Origin of the sequence: Segetibacter sp. 3557_3 (assembly GCF_004354985.1) — a bacterium.
Taxonomy (GTDB): Bacteria; Bacteroidota; Bacteroidia; order Chitinophagales; family Chitinophagaceae; genus Segetibacter.
This window is the reverse complement of sequence record NZ_SMSK01000007.1, coordinates 210,884-235,734: the sequence shown is the minus strand read 5'-3', so window position 1 is coordinate 235,734 and position 24,851 is coordinate 210,884. Positions and strand designations below refer to the sequence as shown.

Sequence of the window (24,851 nt, the reverse complement as noted above, 5' to 3'; positions counted from 1 at the left end):
AACACGAACCTTGCCCGCCATTTTTTTGACCTAAACGCTTTAACAGGCACATTTTCAATAAGATGCTTCTTACACACCCTGATTATTTAACAGAGATTCAGCAGCGGGTAGCCAGCTTATCCATTGAAGAGGTACTTTTCGATCTGAGCAGTCGTTATCCCGGCCGGGTTACTTTTTCAACAAGCTTTAGCTTCGAGGACCAGGCAATCACCCACATCATCCTGTCGAACAAACTTCCTATCAGCATATTTACCCTGGATACGGGCAGGCTCTTTCCCGAGACATATTCGGTTTGGAGCGCTACCAATGAACGTTACAATACCCGGGTGAAACCATATTATCCCGATCACGACCTCATTGAAACTTTTGTTGGTACAAACGGCCCCAATTCATTTTACGAGTCGGTGGAAAACCGGAAGTCTTGTTGTTACATCCGGAAGGTTGAGCCGTTAAAAAGGGCGTTAAATGAACAGGCTGTCTGGATTACCGGGCTCAGGGCCGAGCACTCAACCTCGCGCCACGAAATGCCACAGGTGGAGTGGGATGAAGGCAACAACGTGTTGAAATACCACCCTATTCTCCACTGGTCAACTGAAGAAGTAAAGGAATATATCCGCAAACACAACATCCCATATAATCCATTGCACGACAAAGGATTTGTTAGTATCGGCTGTGCCCCATGTACTCGTGCTGTTCGGCCAGGTGAAGACTTTAGGGCAGGACGGTGGTGGTGGGAAGACACCGAAAAAAAAGAGTGTGGGCTGCACGTTCACGTTGTGGATTAATATAAATAGATAAGGAAATGAGTAAATACCATTTAGATTACCTGGGACAACTGGAGTCAGAAGCCATTCACATCATGCGTGAGGTTGCGGGCCAGTTTGAGCGTCCCGCTTTGTTGTTTTCAGGTGGTAAGGACTCAATTACCCTTGTACACCTTGCCTTAAAAGCATTCAGACCCGGAAAGTTTCCTTTCCCTTTGGTACACATCGACACCGGCCATAACTTTCCCGAGGCCCTTGACTTTCGTGATGAACTCGTTGAACAGATTGGTGAAAAGCTGATCGTGCGAAAAGTAGAAGATACCATTCGCGAAAAGAGCCTGACCGAACAAAAAGGAAAGTTTGCCAGTCGCAATGCCCTCCAAACTTATACCCTGCTCGACCTGATCGAAGAGTTTAAATTTGACGCCCTCATAGGCGGCGCCCGCCGTGATGAAGAAAAAGCCCGGGCAAAAGAGCGGATATTTTCTGTTCGCGACGAATTTGGTCAGTGGAACCCTAAGCTGCAACGGCCCGAACTCTGGAACACCTATAACGGAAAAATTCATAAAGGCGAAAACGTACGCGCTTTTCCCATCAGCAACTGGACCGAACTGGATGTATGGAACTATATCCGCCGCGAGCAAATTGAACTCCCTTCAATCTATTTTGCACACGAACGGGAGGTGCTTCAGCATGAGGGACAGCTCGTAGCAATTTCAGACTTTATTAAATTAGACCCGGGGGATGTTGTACTGAAGAAAAAGGTTCGTTACCGTACCGTAGGCGACATGACCTGTACTGCAGCAGTGGAGTCAGATGCCACAGCAATCGACGACATCATCAACGAAATTATCGCCACAAAAACAAGTGAGCGTGGTGAAACGAGGATCGACGACCGGGTGTCGGAGGCTGCAATGGAAGACCGCAAAAAGAGCGGCTACTTTTAACCCTATTACCTGCTGACAAGAACCTTATTCGAAACCAGGTCGAAGGCACGACCTCGTTAATCTTTAAAATACCTGTAGAGAAAGGCATGGACATTTTACGATTTATAACCGCTGGTAGTGTTGATGATGGAAAAAGTACCCTCATTGGTCGTTTGTTATACGACAGCAAATCCATACTAATTGACCAACTTGAAGCCATTGAGAAACAAAGTAAAAACAAAGACCTTGGGGAGATTGACCTGGCCTTGTTAACTGATGGTCTTCGTGCCGAGCGGGAGCAGGGGATAACGATTGACGTTGCTTACAAGTACTTCTCCACGCCAAAACGAAAATTTATAATTGCCGATGCACCTGGGCATATTCAGTACACCCGTAATATGGTTACCGGTGCTTCAAATTCAGAACTTGCGATCATTCTTGTGGACGCCCGCAATGGGGTAGTAGAACAAACCCGCAGGCACTCGATTATCGCATCCCTGCTGAACATTCCACATATCGTTGTTGCAATCAACAAAATGGACCTTGTTGGTTACTCCGAAGAAGTTTACAACCAGATTGTTGGAGACTACCAGGAAGTGGCAAAGTCGCTCAATTTAAAAGACGTAAAGTATATACCAATTAGCGCCTTGAATGGCGATAACATTGTTGAGGTTTCACCCAACTTCCCGTGGTACGAGGGCGAGTCCTTATTGCACTACCTCGAAAATATCGAGGTCGAAAACGACGTAAACCTTACCGATCCACGGTTTTCGGTACAGTATGTTATCCGTCCACAGGTAGCCGAACTGCACGATTACCGGGGTTATGCCGGTAAAGTAATCAGCGGAGTTTATCGCAAAGGCGACAAGGTTGTAATACAGCCTTCCGGTATAGAAAGTACCATATCATCGATTGAAATTGGTGGTAAGGAAACAGATGAGGCGTTTGCCCTGCAAAGCGTGGTGTTGCACCTGGAAGATGACGTTGATGTGAGTCGTGGTGATCTTATCGTCAGGAGAGATAATCAGCCAAATACCGAACAGGAATTTGAGGTGCTCCTATGCTGGATGGGCAATAAACCCTTGGTTCCCGGCAACAAATACCTGTTCCAGATCAACAGCCGGGTGGTGCGTGCAGTGGTGCGCGAGATTGCCTACAAGCTTGATGTGAATACACTGCAACAAGAACCTGCACCGGAAAGAGCAGAACTAAACGACATCATCAGGGCTACCATTAAAACAGCCTCACCGGTAGCCTTTGATTCGTACAACAGGTTGCGTGATAATGGTGGTGCCATATTGATTGATGAAACCAGTTGCGTCACGGTGGGCGCATGCATGATCCAATAATACTCTGATACACTTTTTATCCGGTAGTCTATGACAGGAAAACTTACACATAGAGGCAAAGTAATACTTGCAGGAGCTGGTCCGGGTGATCCTGAACTGATTACGCTTAAGACGGTACGCTACCTTCAACAAGCTGACGTAGTATTAACCGACAGGCTGGTGAGCGAAGATATTTTAAGCGCCCATGTTAAGCCGAATGCGGAAATTATATATGTAGGTAAACAGTCTGGTCAGGAACGATCTACCCCGCAAGATACCATTAACGAGTTGTTGGTGTTTTACGCCCGGCAAGACAAATTGGTGGTGCGGCTTAAAGGTGGCGACGTATCGTTTTTTTCAAACATCCTGGATGAGTTGCAAATATTGGTCGAAAACAATATTGCATACGAGATCGTTCCGGGGATTACAGCAGCTTCCGGGGCAGCTGCAATGGCGGGCATACCTTTAACAGCAAGGGGTTACTCTACTGCAGTCCGGTTTCTGACCTGTTATAAGTCGAACCAACTTGCCAACAGCTACTGGCAGGAACTTGCAGCTACAAACGATACACTTGTATTTTATATGTCGTCCGAAACCCTGGACACAATCGTAAAGAACCTGGTTGCAAATGGTATAGCACGCGATGTTATGCTCGCAGTTATTGAACAGGCGACCACACCATTTCAAAACGTTCATACCTGGCCTATTCACGAGTACACGACTGGTAATAACAAGTCGTATGTTTCACCATCCCTGGTAATCATTGGAAAGGTTGTAGCACTGCATGAACAGTTTAACTGGCTTGATACACGGGCTGGTGATGATAATTATTTTAAACCCGTTGACCAGGTGATTGAACAGGTTAAGTTGAGCGCATAAGGCCGTAATCCGGCAAGGTTAAACGTTGTGCTTAACATAAAACAAAGCAAGATGCTTACAGAAAGTAAACTCAAAATATTCCAGGATTTCCTAACCACCTTATCCGCTGATGAGGTGTTATGGGTTAACGGATACCTTAACGGTGTTGTTGCACAACGCAATGTTCAACCCGCGGCAGCAGTAGCTAAACCGGGTGTAAATAAGATCACGATTACCTATGGCACAGAAACGGGCAACTCAAAAAAGATTGCAACCGACTTTGCATCAAAAGCCAAGAAAAACGGGATCAATGTAAAGCTGGTAAGCCTTGACCAATACCGGTTAAACGACCTGCAAAAAGAAGAATATTTTTTGACTGTTGTAAGTACCCATGGCGACGGTGAACCACCAGCTGCGGCAAAGAAATTCTACGATCACCTTTATAATAATGGCTTCCGGTTCGAGAAATTAAAATATGGGGTGCTCGCATTGGGCGATACATCATACCCGCTATTTTGCAAAACCGGTGAAGATATTGATGAGCAATTGAACAAACTTGGCGGTAACCGCATTAGCCCGCTCCAGAAATGCGATCTGGAGTTTGACCAGGAAGCCAGTGATTGGTTCGACAATGTACTGAAGCAACTCAGCAACCCTGCACCTGAAACAAAGACGGCCCCTGTTGTTGTTGCGTCGGAAGTACTGGTCGCAAAGAAGTTGAATACAAAAAAGATTTATTCCGGAACTGTCCTGGCCAACATCAACCTCAATGACCGGGGTTCAGCAAAGGAAACTTACCATATCGAGATGTCGGTAGATGAAACCGAATATGAGCCGGGTGATTCAATTGGTATTGTTCCCGAAAACCAGAATGCTACCGTTGAGTCTATAATATCCGTGACCGGTATAGGCCGTAATAAAGAAGTGGAATACCGCGACGAGTGGTTCACGGTATTTGACCTGTTAAAGAAGCGGGTGAACATCGTTTACCTTGCGCCCTCGGTAGTTAAAAAGTATGCGGCACTTGTGGGACAACAAATTCCTGATGGTAAAATTGACCTGCTTGATCTGCTAAGAATTTACCCCGTAAAAGATGCAAACCAATTTGAAGAGGCGCTTGCATTATTGAACCCTATTGCGCCACGACTGTATACCGTAGCCAGTTCGCCAGAGGCACACAGTGGAGAAGTACATCTTACCGTTGAAAAGGACGAGTTTCACCTGGATGGTGAAGAACGTTATGGCTTATGCTCCACCTATCTCGGTGATATGGAGGCTGGTGCGGAAGTGAAATTTTTTGTCCAGAAAAACAAGCGCTTCAGGTTGCCTGCAGATGATAAAGACGTGATAATGGTTGGACCTGGTACCGGTATTGCGGCGTTCAGATCTTTCCTTGCAGAACGGGATGCAAAAGGCGCGTCGGGAAAAAACTGGCTCTTCTTTGGTGAACAACAATTTGCTACAGACTTCCTTTACCAAACTGAAATTCAGAACTGGGTAGACATTGGCGTGCTGAACCAGGTAAACGTCGCTTTTTCGCATGACCAGGCGGAAAGGTTATATGTGCACCATAGGATGTTGCAGCATGGGGCACAACTATACGAATGGTTGCAGTCGGGCGCTTACCTGTACGTGTGCGGACAAAAAGATCCAATGAGTGTTTGGGTTGAAAATGCCTTACTCGAGATCATTGAATTACATGGGCAGAAATCAAAAGATGAAGCTAAAGAATACTTTAACCAGCTGAAAGAAGAAGCAAGGTATTCGAAGGATGTATACTAATGCAGAGGTTTTACCGATCGCACATTGGTATTCTTTCAGCAAGGGTGGGGTTTTTACTATTGCAGCAGCCCGGATGCAAAATGAACAAAAAGTAGAAGTGAGTGACACAACGATGTTGCCCAAAGCACTATCGTTGGTCCCCAAAAAAAAGTACATGCCTGAAGGCAACTGAACATATAATCATGAGCAATTTATCGCATATAGAGAAAGTAAAGGAGAGCAGCCTGGGTTTGCGTGGATCGATTACAGAGAGTTTGTCCGATGAACTTACAGGAGCCATCCGCGAAGATGACCAGGCACTGATCAAGTTCCATGGCATGTACCAGCAGGATGATCGTGACAGACGCGAAGAGCGGGCTGCAAAAAAGCTAGACCGCCTTTACACGTTCATGGTACGCCTGCGTTTACCTGGTGGTTTCTTAACAGCTGATCAATGGATCGCAATGCACGACGTAGCCGGCGAACATTCAACCGGTGTGATCAAAATTACTACCCGCCAAACGATACAGTTACACGGCATCTATAAGTCGAAGATCAAGCCAACTATGCAGGCATTTAATGCGGCAAAACTTGATTCCATTGCCACCTGCGGCGATATCAACAGGAACGTTTTATGTAGTGCACATCCAAAGCAATCTGCTATTCACGAAGAGATTTTTGCTTATGCAGACAAGATTAGCACCTTGTTAATGCCGAAAACAAAAGCATGGTACGAGATCTGGCTGGATGATGAAAAGGTGTATGACCGCAAGGAAGAAGTTGACCCATTATACCAGGAAAGGTATATGCCCCGCAAGTTTAAAATTGCGATTGCTATACCGCCAAATAATGATGTAGACGTTTATGGAAATGACATAGGGTTAATTGCGATAATACAGGATAATCAACTAAAAGGATTTAACGTAGCAATCGGTGGAGGCTTGTCTACAACCCATGGTAATCCGGAAACCTATGCGCGACTTGCAACGGTAATTGGCTTTGTGGAAGCGGGCGATAAAACACTAAAAGCGATTTACGAGATACTTACTGTACAGCGTGATTACGGCAATCGTAGTGATCGCAAGATGGCCCGTCTGAAATATACGGTCGACCGCCTTGGTGTAAAGAAGTATAGAGCTGAAGTGGAAGAGCGTATGGGCTTTAAATTTGAAGACCCACGTATTGCGGAATTTAACAGCCGGACGGATTATTATGGATGGGAGCAAAACCATGAAGGCCTTTGGTACTATACCGTATTTGTAGAAAATGGTCGGATATTAGATGATGAGCAGGTTGCTTTAAAAGAAGCCCTGTTGCAGGTTGCAAAAACAGGGAAAGTAACATTCAGGTTTACGACCAATCAAAATGTAATCATCAGCGATGTTCAACCTGCTGATAAAGCATTGATCGATTCAATTTTACAGGAGTTCAAAATAATCGAACATACCAATGGTGCATCGGCATTACGTAAAAATGCCATAGCGTGCGTAGCCTTACCTACCTGCCCGCTTGCGCTTGCAGAGGCACAACGTTATTTGCCAAGCCTGCTTTCTAAAATAGAACCATTGCTTGAAAAACACGGGCTTACTAACGAGAACATTATTACCCGGATGACCGGCTGCCCAAATGGTTGCGGGCGGAGCTATATATCTGAAATTGGTTTTGTTGGAACAGGTCCCGGCAGGTATAACCTTCACCTTGGTGGCGATCATGAAGGCGAGCGCCTTAACCGGGTATATAAGGAAAACCTGGATGAGGAAGCAATCCTTCTTGAGCTCGACCAGGTTTTTGAGCGTTTTAGCCGTGAACGTTTTACAGCTGAGAAGTTTGGAGATTTTGCACGGAGAAAGCAGCTTGTGTAATATCTGAAAGCGTTGAAGCATACGATTGGGGGTCGTGGAGTAAAGGGTTGGAAGACGATGATTATGTTATAATTGATCGCTTACAACCATACACTGCATGAGATGTATTATATTTTGCTAATTTCCGCAGTTAAATTACCGGACTATGCTTTCGATGAAAACGCAATATGCTTTCCAGGCGCTAATGTACATGGCGCAGCAACAACACAACAGGCCGGTATTGATCGCGGAAATCTCTGAGCAAAAGCTTATTCCCATAAAGTTTCTTGAAAACATTTTATTACAATTGCGCAAAGCCGGTTTGCTCGAAAGCAAAAAAGGAAAAGGCGGAGGGTACTACTTTGCAAAGCAACCGGCAGACATCAAGCTCTCTTCTGTTATGCGACTACTTGATGGTCCGATCGCATTGCTGCCATGCGTGAGCCTGAACTGGTATACAAAATGTAAGGGCTGTGAAGAAACGTGTTGTGGTTTAAACAAAGTGATGAAAGATGTTCGTGATGCCTCGCTAGCCATTCTTGAAACAAGTACGGTTGCCGATATTGCGGGTACATCGCTGGCAAAAACACCGTGTATCTAGGCTTCCGTTTTAACCCTTTCTAATTTACCTTCCTGGTAAGGCGCGCAATGCATGCCTGCGTTAGTGTGCCCTCCTAATTAAATCGTTTCCCTCCATTTAATTTCTTACAAAAAACAATTCAACAAAAATCATAAAAAATTTTGCAGGAATACTTTTGGGCTATACATTTGTCTACCTAATTAGTAGACTTTATATCTCACTCCTGCTAACTAGTTGCTGAGCTGCCTCCCATGTGAATATGATTAGTTTCTATTACCAACGATAATTTCATATGTCTTCTATAACAAAGCTGTTTATTGTTTTTCCGCCCTGCTGTGGAAGCCGCGTTCTCTAGAAAATCATTCCCACCTTAAAAAAGCTTACAGTTACATGGAACAAAGTGCTTCAACAGCCAACACAACTTTAGACTTGCGCACCCATTACGTACAACGTATACTTGTTGCAGCCCTCAGTTTTATTGTTCTTAATTTTTGTACTTCTGTCGTCAGCGCACAGGGCACTAACATTATTGAAATCTCCGGTAAGGTTATTAATGAACAAAGCAAGGAAGCCCTTGGCGGGGTAAGTGTGCAGATTAAGGGTACCATTGCGGGTACAATCACCGGTAATTCGGGTGAGTTTGTTATTCGCACCAAAAATAAGTTTCCGCTTACGCTCGTCTTTTCTTCCATCGGCTTTCAGCAACAGGAGTTTGAAGTAACGAGTATAGCCTCTAAACTGAATATTGCTTTAGTTACGCAAACTATGCTTGGTAAAGAGGTCGTGGTTACCGCATCGCGTGTAGCAGAGAGCATATTGAAATCACCCGTTGCTATCGAGAAGTTGGATATCAGGGCAATCAGGGAATCTCCCGCACCCAGCTTTTACGACGCCCTTGAAAACGTAAAAGGGGTACAAATGACTACCTCGAGCCTGACGTTTAAAGTGCCCAATACAAGAGGATTCAATATCCCAAATAACTTCCGGTTTATGCAACTGGTAGACGGGGTAGACATGCAGGCGGCAACGCTTGGTGTTCCCCTGGGTAATGCAATTGGCCCGACCGAACTCGACATTGCCAGCGTAGAAATTACGCCTGGTGCAGCCTCAGCGCTTTACGGTATGAATGCGATAAACGGGATGGCAAACCTGATTACCAAAAGCCCGTTTTTATACCAGGGTTTAAGTATATATTCTAAAACCGGGCTTAACCACACAGGTGGTACCGGAAGAGAATTAAGCAATCTTACGGAGACCGCGATACGTTATGCAAAAGCGTTCAACAACAAGTTTGCATTTAAGATCAACGCCAGCTATATGCGGGGCACCGATTGGCTCTCGAACACCACCACCGACCAAAATCCTAACACCCTTAATACTGCCAATCCGGGTTTTCCTGAATTGAATGGCATTGAAAACAATCCTGCTTACGATGCATGGAACAAGTACGGCGACGACAATGGGAGCAACGCGGTAACCATTAGTGGTATCAACAATATTCCAGGTCGGGGCAGTAATCAAAGCATTATCGTTCGGCGGACCGGTTACTGGGAAAAAGATGTGGTTAGTCCAACCGTTGACAACCTGAAAGTCGATGCTGCATTGCACTACCGGCTTAATGATAATGCTGAACTTTCTTATACCTACCGGGTAGGTAAGATGGACGGGGTTTTTCAACGCGGAAACAAAATTCAGCTCGATAATGTAGTGGTTCAAAATCATAAGCTCGAGCTCAAGGGTCATAACTATTTTATACGCTCATATGTATCGGTTGAAAACACCGGGGACTCTTACAACATCAAACCGCTTGTTGATAACCTTGATATCAGCAGCGGCGGAACAAATGCTGTTTGGGCAGGCAGGTTTAAAAGTGCTTTACAAACCGCAATCAATAATGGCACCGACCTGGCTACGGCATTGAAGTTGGCACGGGCCGACGCAGACAATAGCCGGGTTGAACCGGGTACACCGGAATTCAACAGGTTGAAGAATACAATAGTTAAGATCAACAACTGGGACAATGGTGCGGTTATCGCCGGGGCCCCGGCAACCGGTGGAGCATGGTTGCGGCAAATGAGCCGGGTTTACCACACCGATGCACAGTGGGACCTTTCCAACAAGATCAAATTTTTCAATCTCCTGGTGGGTGCTGATGCCAGAATTTACGAGGTGATACCTGATGGAAACAATTTTGTTGATTTTAAACGACCCGCTGCAGACAGGAATAAGGCTTTGGCAGATGGAGGTTTCGGGGAAAATGTTTACTACAAGAAATATGGCGGGTTTGTACAGGCAACAAAAACTTTCTTCGATGAGCGCCTGAAACTTTTTGGATCGTTACGCCTCGATTATAACCCTGAGTTTGAACCAAAGATTAACCCGAGAGTTGCAGCAGTTTATACCATCGCACAAAAGCATAACCTGCGCGCCTCCTTTCAAAACGGCTATCGCTTTCCCGCCCTGTTTGAAGCGTTGTCTTTTGTAAACAATGGAAACATTCGCCGGGTTGGTGGATTGCCGTATATCAATGAAGGTCTTGGATACCTTGATAACTCTTATACCCTTACCTCGATCAATGAATTTAATGCGGCGGTAAATAAAGATCGTGCTGCTGGTCTCGCCGTAAATGATGCTGCGTTAAAAAACAGGAACCTGCTCGACCCCACGAACCTTACGGCAACCCGCCCCGAGCGAATCAATTCTTTTGAGGTAGGCTATAAAAGTGTGCTGCTGAATAACAAGCTTGTTCTCGATATCGATGCTTACAGTAATGTTTACAATGGTTTTCTCGGGCAGGTAGAAGTATCTGTTCCCAAAAATAATACGGTAAAGGTTGGTACTGACGAAGCGGTAATCGCGATGGTAGCAGCAAACCGCGACGCGCAGCAAACCCGTTACCGCGTATACACCAACGCAAGAAACAATTACCGGAATTATGGGTCATCACTTGGCGTGAACTATAACTTTTATAAGAAGTTCACCATTTCGGGAAACATCAACTACAACAACATCACGGAGAACAAGCAAAAGGACGTGTTTGTAACCGGCTTCAATACGCCAAAGTGGGCCACGAACCTCTCGGTTGGTAACCGGGAGATTGTAAAGAACTTAGGTGTTAATATCGTGTGGAGATGGCAGGATGCATTCTTATGGGAAAGCCCGTTGGTGAATGGGCAGGTAGACGCTTACAGTACCATAGACGCCCAGGTTACTTATCACATTCCCGACGTAAAAGCAAGTATCAAAGTTGGGGGAGCAAATCTTTTGAATCGTAAATATATCCAGTATGCAGGAGGGCCAACCATTGGAGGTTTGTATTATGCTGCTATAACTTTTGATGGTTTGCTGAATAAATAAATATCATACAGTTGCGTGGCCGAGTGGTTAGGCAGGGGTCTGCAAAACCTTTCACGGTGGTTCGAATCCACCCGTAACGTCTTCAATAAACGGCAAGCAATCGTTTAGCGGAGTGGTGTTTTTACACTACTCCTTTTGCGTGAATACAAGTGTTTGTTTTTTTATGCTCCCGGCAATCGAGCGCTATTTAGCATCGTTGCGTCGCACTCTTGTACGGCAAATCAATATGCATCGAACAGAATCTAATTATTTAACCAGAACCGTAAGATCAATGATTAAAACATTACTCCAGAATTTACCACGAATGAACCAGGTACGATTAGCCCTGCTATCCGGCCCTGCTATCATGCTATCCCTGACCGCCGGTGCACAAAAGAATACTGCGCATCAACAACAGGTGTGGCTTGGTTACTTTAATCAAACACGACTAACAAATAAATTGGGTTTTTGGCTGGATGCTCACCTGCGTACAAAAGAAGATTTCTTTACCGACCTTTCGCAGGCTATCGGCCGTGTTGGTGTTACGTATTACATCAACGACGCTACTAAGTTAACGGCCGGATATGCGTTTGTTAATCATTTTCCCGCCGATAACCACCGAAATATCTCGCAACCCGAACACCGGGCATGGCAACAGGTGCAGTGGCACACGAAGTATGGTAATAAGCGCATGATGCAATGGATCAGGCTGGAGGAAAGAAACAGGCGAAAAATACTAAACGACTCTACCCTTGCTGATGGATACAGTTTTAATTATCGTATCAGGTATAACCTGATGTATGAAATTCCGCTGACAAAAAACGCCAGTTTACCAAACAGTACTTCTTTTATAATAAATGATGAAGTCCATATAAATTTTGGCAAACAGGTAGTATATAATTCTTTCGACCAGAACCGTTTTTTTGTTGGATTTAAATACCAGGTAAATAAAACCGATAACCTGCAGTTTGGATATATGAACCTGTTTCAGCAATTGCCCGCAGGTAACAATTACCGGTCGTTACATACCGGAAGAGTTTTTTATTTTCACAACCTTGACCTCCGAAAGAAATAAATTTGCCATTGCCAACAAATCAGGTTGGGAGCGGCACCAATTAGTTATATGAACGAAATTAATTCAGCAACCGTGGCAGAACAGGTTAATCTAAGTACAAGTGAACCGGGTAATAACCTGTTCCCTGTTTTTATCAAACTCGAGAAACTTCGTTTGCTGATTATTGGCGGAGGTTATGTTGCACTGGAGAAATTACATGCTGTATTGCAGAACTCACCGGCGACACAAGTTACCATGGTAGCTACGCTATATAGCGACGACACGAGAAAAGCAGCTGAAGCGCATGAGAATGTAGTCATGATAGAACGCCCTTATGAAACCGACGACCTGGAAGGCGCTGATATTATCATCGCGGCTGTAAATGACATTCCCACGAGCGAGCGTATACGCCTGGAAGCGCATGCATTGGGCAAGCTCGTGAATGTTGCTGATAAACCCGACCTGTGCGATTTTTACCTGAGTTCCGTTGTAAAAAAAGGAAACCTTAAAATTGCGATCTCTACAAATGGCAAGTCCCCAACGATTGCTAAAAGATTAAAGGAAACTTTCAATGAAGTACTGCCGGCAGAACTAAATGAAGTGCTGGATAATATGGAAACCATCCGCAACAAAATGCGTGGCGACTTCACCACCAAGGTAAACAGGCTGAATAAAATTACCAAGGTGCTGACGACGGAAGACGAGCAGGACAAAAAAGGGGAGACCCGTTGGCGGCGTATTGCATCCTACTTTGTTTTTGCATTTTTCTTTATGCTGCTTGGTCACATAGTATTGTCGTTTGTGCCCTTTCGTGATATCTGGGGAGGGCTGGTTGATGTCTCCCAAAATCTCGACAAACATTTTTACCTGATGATCCTTGCCGGCTTTCTGGCCCAGTTGGTCGACGGTGCTTTGGGTATGGGCTATGGCGTAACTTGTACAACAGTGCTGTTGTCGATTGGGATCAACCTCCCCGCAATAAGCGGAAGCATTCACACGGCTGAAATGTTTTCCAGTGCCGCTTCAGGTTATAGTCATTACCGGTTTGGGAACGTGAATAAGAAATTGTTTAAGGTTCTGCTCATACCAGGGATAATCGGGGCGGTGGTTGGCGCCTGGTTACTCAGCAAGTTCGGTGATGAGTATGCACCTTTTATCAGGCCCATATTAGCTAGCTACACATTGATACTTGGACTGAAGATTCTATTTACCGCTTTCAGGAAGAAAAGAAAACCAACTAAGGTTAAACATGCAGGCTGGCTTGCGGGGGCAGGTGGTTTCCTGGACTCGTTTGGCGGTGGTGGCTGGGGACCTCTGGTAACAAGCACCCTGATATCAAAAGGCAGAACACCACGTTATGTAATTGGAACAGTGAGCATCACTGAATTTTTTGTTACCCTCTCCAGTGCCATAACATTCTTTTCTTTAATCGGGCTGAGTCATTGGCAGGTTATCCTGGGGTTGATTATTGGCGGTGTGGTCGGTGCACCCTTGGCAGCCCGGTTATCGGGTAAACTTCCACTAAAAACGATGTTTATCTGTGTTGGTGCAATGGTCATATTATGGAGCCTGCGTATACTTTTTAAATCCATGGGAATTTTCTAGCACCTGGGCTAAAGTCAGGTTTATATGATATACGATTAATATTATTGGCTGCCCCTTTAAATGGTTCCGATCGAATACATTTGCAAAAAATGCCTACCAGATGGTTACGATTTCAATAAACAGGGTTGAAGGTGACTTTGGCTTTGAAGCATCGGATACAAACGGTCATGTAGTTCGTCTTGACACCAGCGCCGAAACTGGCGGTAACAATTATGGTGCACGCCCGATGCAAGCGGTGCTGATGGCACTCGGTGGCTGCAGTGGGATTGATGTTGTTTCAATCTTAAAAAAGCAGCGGCAGGTTATTGAAGGTTTTGCAATGCGGATCGAAGGTGAACGGGAGAAAGGGAAAGAACCTGCATTGTGGGAGACGGTAAATATCGACTTCGAACTTAGCGGCAACATAGATGAGGATAAAGCTTACCGCGCATGCGCATTATCCATTGATAAGTATTGTTCGGTTGCCGAAACACTTCGCCGCGGCGGAACAAAGATTACCTGGAAAGTTCAGGTAAACAAACCTTAACTAGCCCTGGCAAGGCTTTTCACTAAAGACTTTTTCACAAAGATGGAATTACACCCGATTACCCAGGCTATACGCATACAAACGGAACGTTCAGGTCAAAAGGAACACTCAACCCCACTGTTTTTAACCAGCAGTTTTACTTTCGACAACGCTGAAGATATGCGTGCGGCCTTTGCCGACGAAACAGATGACAACATCTATAGCCGGTTTAGCAATCCCAACGTAACAGAATTCATCGATAAAATAGTTGCACTTGAAGGCGCAGAAGCAGGCTACGCTACCGCTACCGGTATGGCGGCGGTTTTTGCGTCTTTTATGGCCGTGTTAAAGCAGGGCGATCACCTGCTTTCGTGTAATGCGGTGTTTGGCAGTACCCATAATATCATCAAAAAGTGGTTGCCACGCTATGGCATCGAGGCTAGTTATGTAAGCGCAAACAACCCGGCTGAATGGGAGGCTGCAATCAGGCCTAATACAAAGATGATCTATCTGGAAACCCCAACTAATCCGGGGCTGGAATTGATTGACCTTGAATTTGCAGCTGCGCTTGCAAAAAAGCACAACCTGATATTAAATGTCGACAACTGCTTTGCTACACCGCTTAATCAACGGCCCATCGACTTTGGTGCGCACCTGGTAGTGCATTCTGCCACCAAGTGGATCGATGGACAGGGTAGGGTACTGGGTGGAGTAATCGTTGGTGATAAACAACTGATACACGATATCTATCTTTTTTGCCGGAACACGGGCCCTGCTCTTGCGCCCTTTAATGCCTGGGTGCTTAGCAAAAGCCTCGAAACGCTTGATGTGCGTATGGAGCGCCATGCAAAAAATGCCCTGCATATCGCCTCTGCGCTCGAAAGTCATCCCAAAATTTCCTGGCTCAAATATCCCTATCTGCCCAGTCATCCTCAACACGAGATTGCACTAAAACAGATGAAAAATGGCGGCGGCATATTGTGTTTCGAACTCAAGGGTGGTCTTGAAAGCGGCCGTACCTTTCTGAATAGCCTTAAGCTTATGACGGTGACTGCCAACCTGGGGGACAGCCGAAGCATCGCTTCACATCCGGCAAGTACCACTCATGGCAAGCTGACCGACGAAGAACGGCTTGAGGTTAATATTACTCCGGGGCTGATCCGAATTTCCGTAGGTCTTGAATATGCTGACGACGTGTTAAACGACATATTACAGGCACTCGAAAGCTGCTAGGACCTGTTTACTTAAGTCCCGCGAAAATCTCATTGATATCAGCATTCTGATGAGCTCAATCAATGTGGGTTTAAACCCTTTAATTGAGGAGTAACAAATTGTAGACAATACTGCACTTTGGTGCAGCAAGCCTTTTATGCCTGTTAAAAAGAAGCGTTCGCCGGTACCCTATGCATTTGCATCAGTACTTTGCCTTGTTCCCCCGATGCTCATTCAATTTCTTTGGATGAATTCCACCGGTGAGTCTTTGGGCATCAGCAGCCGGATAGGGGAGTTTCTCTCATTTTTCCCCATTTTCCTGCAACGTTTTACAACAATTAACTTTATCTCAATTGCTTTTTGTGCAGGTGGGATACTACTGGCGTGTATAGCGTTTCGTAACCGGGCCGCGTCATCCACGGCACTTGCCATGTTGTTGGTTACAACAGGGCTGATCCTGATGATCCTGTCCGTATTCAGGTTGTTGTAAGGCTTAAAAGTGTAGTTCTTTTTCTTCAAGGAGAATTCAGAATAACAACCCCTTAATGCATTGAATCGTTGAGGCTTAAATTGAAGTGGTAATTGGTTCTGCCTTCTCATTACTGTCTGCCCTTACCAGTTATTCATATGTTCTTTATTGATCCGCTCGTATTTGTCCAGCTCTTTCTGCTTCCAATCCGGATCATATTTCACAAACCAGCTTAGCCACAGGCTTCGCGATAACCGCATAAGCGGCGGTTGAAGTACAATCAGCAGTACCGCATTTACCCCCAGGTAATAAAACAAGCTGTTGTCGGATATTGAAAACCCGAGGATTACCCACCAGGCTACAAATAACGCAACCGAGAGGGCTACACCAAGTGCATAGCTTACATAACTGGTACCATAATAAAAACCAACTTCTATTTCTGTTGGCTGGCCACAAACAGGGCAGCTTTCATTCATTTTCACGCTGTGCTTCAGCTCATATGCACTCTTCGACACAAATAGATCGCCCTCCCTGCACCTTGGGCACTTATTGGTTAGAACACTCCAGATATATGGAGGTTTGCGGGTATTGCTCATAAGCGTGTATTAGAACTCATTCGGGTAGTTATTCAAAAATGTTTGTACACTACTTCTTACAAAAGAATGGATGACACGGTTCTATTTGTGTAAACAACAGAATACGGTTTAGAAGACAAGGCTCAAACAGGATAAGGATACAAAGTAATCTTAACGGACCGTTTTAGTCAATTATCCTTGTTAATCCGGACTTTGGCCAATCCTTTTTGTACGTCATCGACTGGGCGCCTGCTTACCGCCGCGCACTGTATTTAGGCGAGTGCTTTTTGTTGAATGATGCTTTCGAGTTGCCGGGCGTTTACAACACCGGATTGCCGCCACAATTGTTGTCCCTTCTTATAGAGTATCAATGTGGGCACCCCGGAAATCTGTAGCGAATTTGAAATCGCCTGGTTACGATCGATGTCAATTTTCAATATCCTTATTTTATCACCCATCTTTTGCCGCAATTCTTCCAGCACTGGTTTCATCATCTTGCAAGGGCCGCACCATTCTGCATAAAAGTCCACCAGAACTGGCGTTTCGCCCTGGATTATATCGCCGAGTGTTTCTTTCTTTGGAACAGTAGACATAAAAGGTGTTTAGGTTAACCAGCACAATTTCCATACCTGTAAACAGGAGGTGACAGAAAGCGCAAATAGAGGTTATTGCAGGATCTTTTCCATCTGCATACTTCGGCTGCCTTTTACCAAAAACCATGTGTTTTCAAAACTTTGCCCCTGGTACCAGCTTTTTGCCAGCATCACATTGTCAAAATACAGGAATGGGTGTTTTACCTGGCTAAAGTCGCCACCAACAAGTACAACCGTACCCGGGTTCAGGCTAACGAGCAGGTCTGCAATCTTCTGGTGCTCTATTATACTTTCTTCGCCAAGCTCCATCATGGCCCCCAGCATCACTACTTTGTTGCCGGCGGAAATGGTAGCAAAGTTCTCAATTGCAGCTTTCACGCTTGTTGGGTTGGCATTATACGCGTCAAGAATGTACTTGTTTGAGCCCGTCTCAACCAGTTGTGACCGGCTGTTGGTTGGAGTATAATGCTCAATGGCCGTTTTAATTTTATGGCCAGGTACGTTGAAGAAAGCGCCGATTGCTACAGCACAAAGCACGTTGGGGAGGTTGTATTCGCCCACCAGCCGGGTTTCAATATGGGCTGCCCCGTCAACAGATGTGGCTACGGAAAGAAAGGGATGGTTGGCGGTTACCCGACCGGTCAGCTTTGCATTGCCTGACCCATAAGTAAATACGTTTTGAATTCCTTGTGCCATCTCCTGCAGGTAGTCGTATTCATTATAGATGAAAGCAGTTCCCCCGTTTTCACGGAGAAAGTCGAACAGCTCGCCCTTACCTTTTCGTACACCTTCAACACCTCCAAACCCCTCGAGGTGGGCCTTCCCGCAATTGGTTATAATGCCATGGGTAGGTAATACGTATTTACAATAGCCGGCGATCTCGCGAAGGTGATTGGCGCCCATTTCTATAACCGCCATCTCAGCATCTGAGTGAACCCGCAGTAATGTTAAAGGAATACCAATGTGGTTGTTCAGGTTTCCAACGGTGGTATAAGTAAGGTAAGACTCTGATAGTACGGAGCTGACCAGCTCTTTTGTTGTTGTTTTACCATTGCTGCCGGTAATGGCGATAAAAGGGATATTGAACTGCAGGCGGTGATGTTTAGCGAGTTCCTGCAAGGTTTGCAATGCATCGGGCACCCGGATGATGCGCTCATCACCCGAACCGAGGTCCTCATCAACGATCGCATAAGCGGCGCCCTTTTCAAGCGCTTGTTGCGCAAACTGGTTTCCATTGAAATTGGGCCCGCTAAGGGCAAAAAATAGGTCACCATGTGCAATCTTGCGCGAGTCGGTTTGTACTGAGGGATACTGAACGAATAAGCGGTAGAGCTGTTCGATGTTCAAGAGGGTAGGTTTTAAGACAAAAATAAGGTTTAGCATGTCTCGGAACGACTAACTTTTCAGCTCCAACAGGTTGTAAATGGGGGCCTGCGGCTGTCTGATTAGGGATTGATAATATTAAGTTTTCAATAACATGGCAGCCATTTAGGCATTAGATTTATATTTCCTTAATTCAGCTATATTCGCATTCTTAACCGCGGGAGAACACAATATTTAAGCTGTTTTCCCGTTCATTCTAGGATAAATTCTTTCAAATGCAAAAAGTACTGGGACTGAAAAATTTCACTTTGCTGCTGGGAGTCATTGCATTAATGGCTTCTTGTAAAAATGGTGGTATTTTCAAGAAGAAGCCACAGAAGTCGGAGATGACCGGTTGGAACTACAATGATAAAAACATGGGTGGTTACAATGTGGCAAAGGCAAAAAATATGAAAACCGGTCCGGGATTGGTGTTCATACAGGGTGGTACTTTCACTATGGGAGCGACTACTGAAGACATCATGGGCGATTGGAACAATATTCCACGCCGTGTAACCGTGAATTCGTTTTTCATGGATAAAACCGAGGTTGCAAACGTGCACTACCGGGAATACATTAACTGGATTGAAAACGTTTTTTCTGATCCGCAATATGCACAGGTGGTTGAAGGTGCAAAGCCTGACACCCTGGTATGGCGCAGCGAGCTCGCCTATAACGAGCCCTATGTAGAATATTATTTCCGTCACCCATCGTATAACTTTTACCCGGTTGTTGGTGTAACCTGGAAACAGGCACATGACTTTTGTATCTGGCGTACCGACAGGGTTAACCAGAATGAACTCATCAAAGAAGGCTACCAAAATAAAAACGTCATCAAAACAGAACTTGGTGGTGGTGGCCAGGACAACTTCAACACAAAAGCATATTTGATGGGTGAATACGCAGGTATGCCTGGTAAACCCAAAAAGGATGCCTTGAAGGATGCACAGGGCCGTCCGCGTACAAACGTAAGGTTCGACGATGGTATCTTGTTGCCAGGATATCGCTTGCCAACTGAAGCAGAGTGGGAATATGCAGCCCTTGGCTTAATCAGCGAAAACCCACAGGCTCGTTCAGGCGAGAAAAAGCGTGGTGAAGAGTTGATTGCAAACAAGCAGATCTATGCCTGGAAAAACGATGGCTACGACAACCTGCGTGCAACCCGCCGTGGATCATGGCAGGGTAGTTTCCTTGCAAACTTCAAACGCGGTAGCGGTGATAACATGGGTGTTGCGGGTGGTTTGAACGACCGTTCAGCAATTCCGGCAGAAGTAACAGCATTTTTCCCGAACGGATTTGGTATCTATAACATGAGTGGTAACGTGAGCGAGTGGGTTGCCGACGTTTATCGTCCTTTAACCAACATTGAGGCTGATGACTTCAACGCCTTCCGTGGTAACCGTTTCCAAAAAATTGATATGAGCGGCGGCGAAGGAAATCTCAGAGACAGCATCGGTCGTATCAAGATGATCGACGAAGCCGACTCTTCACTTCGCAAACGTCGTAACTACCAGCGTTCATATGCCATCAACTTTATGGATGGTGACTCATTAAGCGGCGTGTCTTATGGTTATGGCCTGACTACACTAGTTTCCGACGAGTCAAGGGTTATCAAGGGTGGTAGCTGGAACGACCGTGCTTATTGGTTGAGTCCCGGTAACCGCCGTTTCCTTGAGGAAGGACAAAGCAGCAATACGGTAGGTTTCCGTTGTGCCATGATTGCCCCGGGTTCGCCTGAAGGCAATAACCGCAAAACCGGTAACTTCTTCCCGAAGCGCAGACAAAAAAGATAAGGTAAAGGTAAATACAAGAAAAAGCCATCCCATTTGGGTGGCTTTTTTCGTTTGGGAAAGTCGAAGACAAGAATTTCAAATGTGAAATTCAAAATGTAAAATGCAGAATTCAAGAGGCAAAAAGTCAAAAATCTCAGCCCTGAGCCGGAGGACCCATCTCTCTAAGTCAATACATAAAACTCATATCTGCCTACACGCTTAACTCATAAATCTTAACACTTAATTCTACACTCATCGCTCATAATTCCATGTCGTTTAGTTAACAAGTTTGTTTTTGGACCCGGCATAAGAACGCCTATGGAACATCGTTGCCCGGCCGGCTGCGCCAGTCGGACGTCCGCCCGGCTGAAGCCATTCGGACGGGGGCGTCGCACTCTTGTACGGCTGAGCTTTATTGAGCAAATTCCATCCGACAAGCGGCTTAACTAAACGACATTGACTCATGATTCATAAGTCTGCAATCAATGCCGTTTAGTTAAGCAAATTTTTATGGACCCGGCCACAGGAATTCTATAGGACATCGTTGCGTCGCACTCTTGTACGATTGGAAGTAGCTGGGCAAACAAATTACATAATCGGCTTAACTAAACGACATTGAGTCTGCTATCATAATTTACAACTTTACACTCAAAATACAACACTCATCGCTCCAAGTCATTTAGCTAAGCAATTTATTTTGGAGACAATTACAGGATTTCAATTGTAAATCGTTGCGAGCCCGGCTGCGCCAGTAGTACGCCCGCCCGGATGAACCGGGTTGGGCCGGGGCATCGCACACTTGTACTGCATAGCATTATTGAGCTAATCACTTGCCAGGCGGCTTACATACACAACATCCACTCATAACTCATCATTCCTATTTTCAACCTCTTTCTCACTCATATCTACCTGCACTCTTCAGTAATAATGCTAAAATCATAACTCTTCAAGTGTTCAATAGCCTTGTTGCCGTAAAAGTGAGTGACACAACCGGAGTCTCACAAGGGTACTTCCGCCGGCCTCCAAAAAACTATCACACACCGGTACCTCAGCTATGATTCTACATCCAACATATCGCTTTGATCCTGCATTCATCACTCACAATCATTCCTCAAATAACATTCAATGTTGTTTACTTAAGAAAATTTTTGGTGGCCAGCTATGCGGATTCTATTTGCCATCGTTGCCGCCCGGATGAACCCTGTTCGGACGCCCGCCCGGATGAACTCGGTTCGGAAGGGGGTGTCACTCCCTTGGGCCGCATCGCTTTATTCACCAAATTCTGCCGCTCACCTTAATTAGACGACGTTAATATAACATTTAGCATTCAACATAGTTAGAGACTCCTGCTTTCATAGTTCATCATTACTTCGAATATTCTTCTTCAATTCATGCAGCGCATGTATCTTTAAACCGTTGTTCCTGCCTGATTAAAACCGGGCCATTTTTGGCATCAGGCATACCGTGTGTGTGCGATTGTTAACTTGTAAGTCCTTGTATGAAATTCAAACTTCTCCTTTGCTCTGCGTTGTTATTTTCTAATTTTTACTTATCTGCCCAAAAAAATGCCGGCTGGAAAAATCTCTTCAACGGTAAGGATCTGTCGGGCTGGAAACAGCTAAACGGTCAGGCCAAATACGAAGCAGTAAACAACGAAATCGTGGGCACCACGGTGGCAAACCAACCGAATTCCTTTTTGACAACAGAACAGAACTACGGCGACTTTATACTTGAACTCGAGCTGATGGTGGACACTTCGATGAACTCGGGAATACAAATCCGGAGCGAGAGTAAACCTGACTACCAGAACGGTCGGGTACACGGTTACCAGGTGGAAATTGATCCTTCCAAACGGGAATGGAGCGGTGGACTTTATGATGAAGCAAGACGTGGATGGCTGTATACCCTTGAGCTAAATCCTGCCGGGAAACCCGCTTTCAAAAACAACCAGTGGAACAAGTATAAAGTGGAATGTATTGGCAATACCATTCGCACCTGGATAAACGGAAAACCTACGGCCCACGTGATCGACAATATGACCCCTACCGGTTTTATTGCCTTGCAGGTGCATTCCATCAGCGATGCAAGCCATGCTGGAAGAAAGATCAGGTGGCGTAACATTCGCATTAAAACCACTGATCTTAAGCCTTCGCCTTATGATGATATTGCGGTTGTAAACCTGGTTCCAAACGATCTGTCGGCACAGGAGAAAAGAAACAATTTTATGTTGCTGTGGGATGGCAAAACAGGAAAAGGCTGGCGTGGAGCATATAAAAGCAAGTTTCCTGAAAAAGGATGGAATATTGGCGATGGCGTACTTAGCGTCGAAAAGTCAGCAGGCGCAGAGTCGACCAATGGGGGAGATATTGTTACGGAAGACCAGTTTGGCGCATTTGAGCTGAAGTTTGACTTTAAACTAACGGAAGGTGCAAACAGTGGGGTAAAGTATTTTGTGACGGAAAAGGAGAAAAACCCGGGCTCGGCCATTGGGCTCGAATACCAGGTTCTTGATGACGAACGCCACCCGGATGCAAAAATGGGCGTAAACGGCAATCGTACGCTTGCTTCCCTATACGATCTGAAGACTTCAACAAAAATACCCGCTGCAACTAAGAAGATTGGCGAATGGAACCAGGGCATTGTGCGGGTTTACCCCGATAACCGGGTTGAGCACTGGCTCAATGGCTACAAAGTGCTAGACTATGTTCGGGGTTCGGCGGAGTTCCTTGATCTCGTAAGAAAGAGCAAATACAAGGATTGGGAAAACTTTGGTATGGCAAAAGAAGGCCGGATACTCCTACAGGATCACGGCGATCGTGTTTATTACCGCAGTATCAAAATCCGGAAGCTTTAACCTGCCATATAGCAGGCTCATTGCCCATAATTAACAGCACACATCATCTTATCATTATATACTGAAAGGAACTTTCATTTCTATTAAAACGATTCGTTATGCCACAAACACGTCGCGATTTTATACAACAGGCCGCTTTGGCCGGTGCAGGGGTTTTAGTTGCACAAACCGGGTGGAGTGCTAAGAGTTACAACCGGATCATCGGGGCGAACGACAGGGTTCGGGTTGGTGTTGTTGGTTTCTCTGACCGGCACCGGAGTTCGCATATGCCATGTTTTATGAATCACTACAAGGAGCTGAATTTTGAAGTAGTGGCTGTTTCCGACATCTGGAACAAACGCCGGGAGGAAGGTGCCCGGATGTGGAAAGAGAAGATGCAAAACGACGTAGTTGCTTGCAGGAATAACGAGGAAATGTACAGCAAGAAACTGGTAGACGCGGTTTTTGTAGGGACTGCAGATTTTCAACATGCCTTACACGCAATTGAAGCTGTTAAAGCAGGTTGCGATGCCTATGTAGAAAAGCCATTTGCGGAAACGATGGAGGACAACCGGGCTGCCTTGAAGGCGATTAAAGCAACGGACCGGATTGTTCAAATCGGATCACAACGCAGGAGCGGCTCAAATTACCATGCTGCCCATGAGTTTATTAAGTCGGGCAAGTTCGGGCCGATTACCATGGTTGAACTTACGTGGAACGTAAATCAACCCGGCCGGTGGAGACGTACGGCCCTGCTTAACCAGATCAAAAAAGAAGATACCGATTGGAAACGATTCCTGATGAACCGGCCTGATGATTCGTTTGATCCGCGTAAATACCTCGAGTTCCGTCTTTTCTGGCCGTATTCCTCAGGTCTTCCCGGCCAATGGATGAGCCACCAGATTGATACCGTGCATTGGTTTAGCGGCATAGAGCACCCGCGCAGTGTGGTTGCTAATGGCGGCATCTACATGTGGAAAGACGGGCGCACAAACTGGGATACGATTACTGCTGTGTTCGATTATGGTCCTGCTAACGATCCGAAGACGGGCTTCCAGGTAACCTTTGGGTCCCGTATGCACAACGGAGATGAGAACCCGGCTGAAATATACTATTCCAACGGTGGTGAATTGAACCTGAACACCAATAAGGTTTCACCAAGAGGTGGTTTAACCAGGTCGAAAGCTGGCGAGATGAATATGCAGGAAAACCTGTTAAAGGAAATGAGCCTGTCGGAAGTTGAGCAGGTAATTGCGAGTGCTAACACCGGGGGCGACCGACTTACCTCCAACCACGTACGTAACTGGATGGAATGCGTTCGAAGCCGTAAACAGCCGAATGCACCGGTTGAAGCAGGATACAGTCATTCAATTGCAACCATCATGACCAATGCTGCGGTACATACCGGGGCTAAAGTAACGTTCGATGAAAAAACCCAGGAGGTTATGGCGAATGGCAAACCGTTCAAATACTAAGA

At 45.6% G+C, this 24,851-nt stretch carries 19 protein-coding genes and 1 tRNA gene; 17 read left to right on the top strand and 3 right to left on the bottom strand.

Annotated features, from left to right (window positions below):
* Nucleotides 1-62: 62 nt before the first annotated feature.
* From EXU57_RS13240 to EXU57_RS13175, 14 genes are all read left to right on the top strand, one after another.
* The gene (locus tag EXU57_RS13240) at nt 63-785 is read left to right on the top strand and encodes a phosphoadenylyl-sulfate reductase (RefSeq protein ID WP_133268693.1); all 723 of its coding nucleotides are present in this window, start codon (nt 63-65) and stop codon (nt 783-785) included.
* A gap of 17 nt (nt 786-802) precedes the next feature.
* Nucleotides 803-1,711, top strand: a complete 909-nt coding sequence (gene cysD / locus EXU57_RS13235; RefSeq protein WP_133268692.1) for a sulfate adenylyltransferase subunit CysD — start codon at nt 803-805, stop codon at nt 1,709-1,711.
* A gap of 86 nt (nt 1,712-1,797) precedes the next feature.
* Nucleotides 1,798-3,039: a sulfate adenylyltransferase subunit 1 gene (locus EXU57_RS13230; protein WP_133268691.1), complete on the top strand. Its 1,242-nt coding sequence runs from the start codon at nt 1,798-1,800 to the stop codon at nt 3,037-3,039.
* Nucleotides 3,040-3,069: 30 nt separating this feature from the next.
* A complete protein-coding gene (gene cobA / locus EXU57_RS13225) occupies nt 3,070-3,897 on the top strand; it encodes a uroporphyrinogen-III C-methyltransferase (protein WP_133268690.1) in 828 nt (275 codons plus the stop codon).
* Between the two features lie 51 nt (nt 3,898-3,948).
* Nucleotides 3,949-5,658 carry a sulfite reductase flavoprotein subunit alpha gene (locus EXU57_RS13220; protein ID WP_133268689.1) on the top strand — a complete coding sequence of 570 codons (1,710 nt, stop codon included), beginning with the start codon at nt 3,949-3,951 and terminating at the stop codon, nt 5,656-5,658.
* A 182-nt stretch (nt 5,659-5,840) separates the two neighbouring features.
* Complete coding sequence (locus EXU57_RS13215; protein WP_133268688.1) at nt 5,841-7,499, top strand: NADPH-dependent assimilatory sulfite reductase hemoprotein subunit; 1,659 nt, start codon at nt 5,841-5,843, stop codon at nt 7,497-7,499.
* 145 nt (nt 7,500-7,644) lie between these two features.
* Entirely contained in the window at nt 7,645-8,079 is a 435-nt protein-coding gene (locus EXU57_RS13210; RefSeq protein ID WP_133268687.1) for an RrF2 family transcriptional regulator, read from the top strand.
* Between the two features lie 369 nt (nt 8,080-8,448).
* Nucleotides 8,449-11,415: a TonB-dependent receptor gene (locus EXU57_RS13205; protein ID WP_133268686.1), complete on the top strand. Its 2,967-nt coding sequence runs from the start codon at nt 8,449-8,451 to the stop codon at nt 11,413-11,415.
* A 9-nt stretch (nt 11,416-11,424) separates the two neighbouring features.
* A tRNA-Cys gene (locus EXU57_RS13200) sits at nt 11,425-11,495 on the top strand.
* A 191-nt stretch (nt 11,496-11,686) separates the two neighbouring features.
* A complete protein-coding gene (locus EXU57_RS13195) occupies nt 11,687-12,469 on the top strand; it encodes a DUF2490 domain-containing protein (protein WP_165958132.1) in 783 nt (260 codons plus the stop codon).
* Nucleotides 12,470-12,517: 48 nt separating this feature from the next.
* On the top strand, nt 12,518-14,053 hold the full coding sequence (locus tag EXU57_RS13190) for a TSUP family transporter (RefSeq protein ID WP_133268684.1): 1,536 nt from the start codon (nt 12,518-12,520) through the stop codon (nt 14,051-14,053).
* Nucleotides 14,054-14,153: 100 nt separating this feature from the next.
* A complete protein-coding gene (locus EXU57_RS13185; protein ID WP_133268683.1) occupies nt 14,154-14,579 on the top strand; it encodes an OsmC family protein in 426 nt (141 codons plus the stop codon).
* 42 nt (nt 14,580-14,621) lie between these two features.
* On the top strand, nt 14,622-15,791 hold the full coding sequence (locus EXU57_RS13180; protein ID WP_133268682.1) for a trans-sulfuration enzyme family protein: 1,170 nt from the start codon (nt 14,622-14,624) through the stop codon (nt 15,789-15,791).
* Between the two features lie 136 nt (nt 15,792-15,927).
* Nucleotides 15,928-16,260 carry a hypothetical protein gene (locus EXU57_RS13175; protein ID WP_133268681.1) on the top strand — a complete coding sequence of 111 codons (333 nt, stop codon included), beginning with the start codon at nt 15,928-15,930 and terminating at the stop codon, nt 16,258-16,260.
* A 122-nt stretch (nt 16,261-16,382) separates the two neighbouring features.
* Here the strand turns inward: EXU57_RS13175 and EXU57_RS13170 are convergent, their stop codons facing one another.
* The 3 genes from EXU57_RS13170 to EXU57_RS13160 all read right to left on the bottom strand — a co-directional run bounded on the left by EXU57_RS13170 (nt 16,383) and on the right by EXU57_RS13160 (nt 18,754).
* The gene (locus EXU57_RS13170) at nt 16,383-16,835 is read right to left on the bottom strand and encodes a DUF983 domain-containing protein (RefSeq protein WP_133268680.1); all 453 of its coding nucleotides are present in this window, start codon (nt 16,833-16,835) and stop codon (nt 16,383-16,385) included.
* A gap of 251 nt (nt 16,836-17,086) precedes the next feature.
* Complete coding sequence (trxA, locus tag EXU57_RS13165) at nt 17,087-17,407, bottom strand: thioredoxin (RefSeq protein WP_133268679.1); 321 nt, start codon at nt 17,405-17,407, stop codon at nt 17,087-17,089.
* A 72-nt stretch (nt 17,408-17,479) separates the two neighbouring features.
* Nucleotides 17,480-18,754, bottom strand: a complete 1,275-nt coding sequence (locus EXU57_RS13160; protein ID WP_165958131.1) for a UDP-N-acetylmuramoyl-tripeptide--D-alanyl-D-alanine ligase — start codon at nt 18,752-18,754, stop codon at nt 17,480-17,482.
* Nucleotides 18,755-19,005: 251 nt separating this feature from the next.
* Between EXU57_RS13160 and EXU57_RS13155 the strand changes: the two genes are divergently transcribed.
* The 3 genes from EXU57_RS13155 to EXU57_RS13145 all read left to right on the top strand — a co-directional run bounded on the left by EXU57_RS13155 (nt 19,006) and on the right by EXU57_RS13145 (nt 24,849).
* On the top strand, nt 19,006-20,562 hold the full coding sequence (locus tag EXU57_RS13155; protein WP_133268677.1) for an SUMF1/EgtB/PvdO family nonheme iron enzyme: 1,557 nt from the start codon (nt 19,006-19,008) through the stop codon (nt 20,560-20,562).
* A gap of 1,477 nt (nt 20,563-22,039) precedes the next feature.
* A complete protein-coding gene (locus EXU57_RS13150) occupies nt 22,040-23,395 on the top strand; it encodes a DUF1080 domain-containing protein (RefSeq protein ID WP_133268676.1) in 1,356 nt (451 codons plus the stop codon).
* Nucleotides 23,396-23,493: 98 nt separating this feature from the next.
* Nucleotides 23,494-24,849 (top strand): Gfo/Idh/MocA family protein, encoded by a 1,356-nt coding sequence (locus EXU57_RS13145; protein WP_133268675.1) that lies wholly within the window; start codon nt 23,494-23,496, stop codon nt 24,847-24,849.
* Nucleotides 24,850-24,851 lie beyond the last annotated feature (2 nt).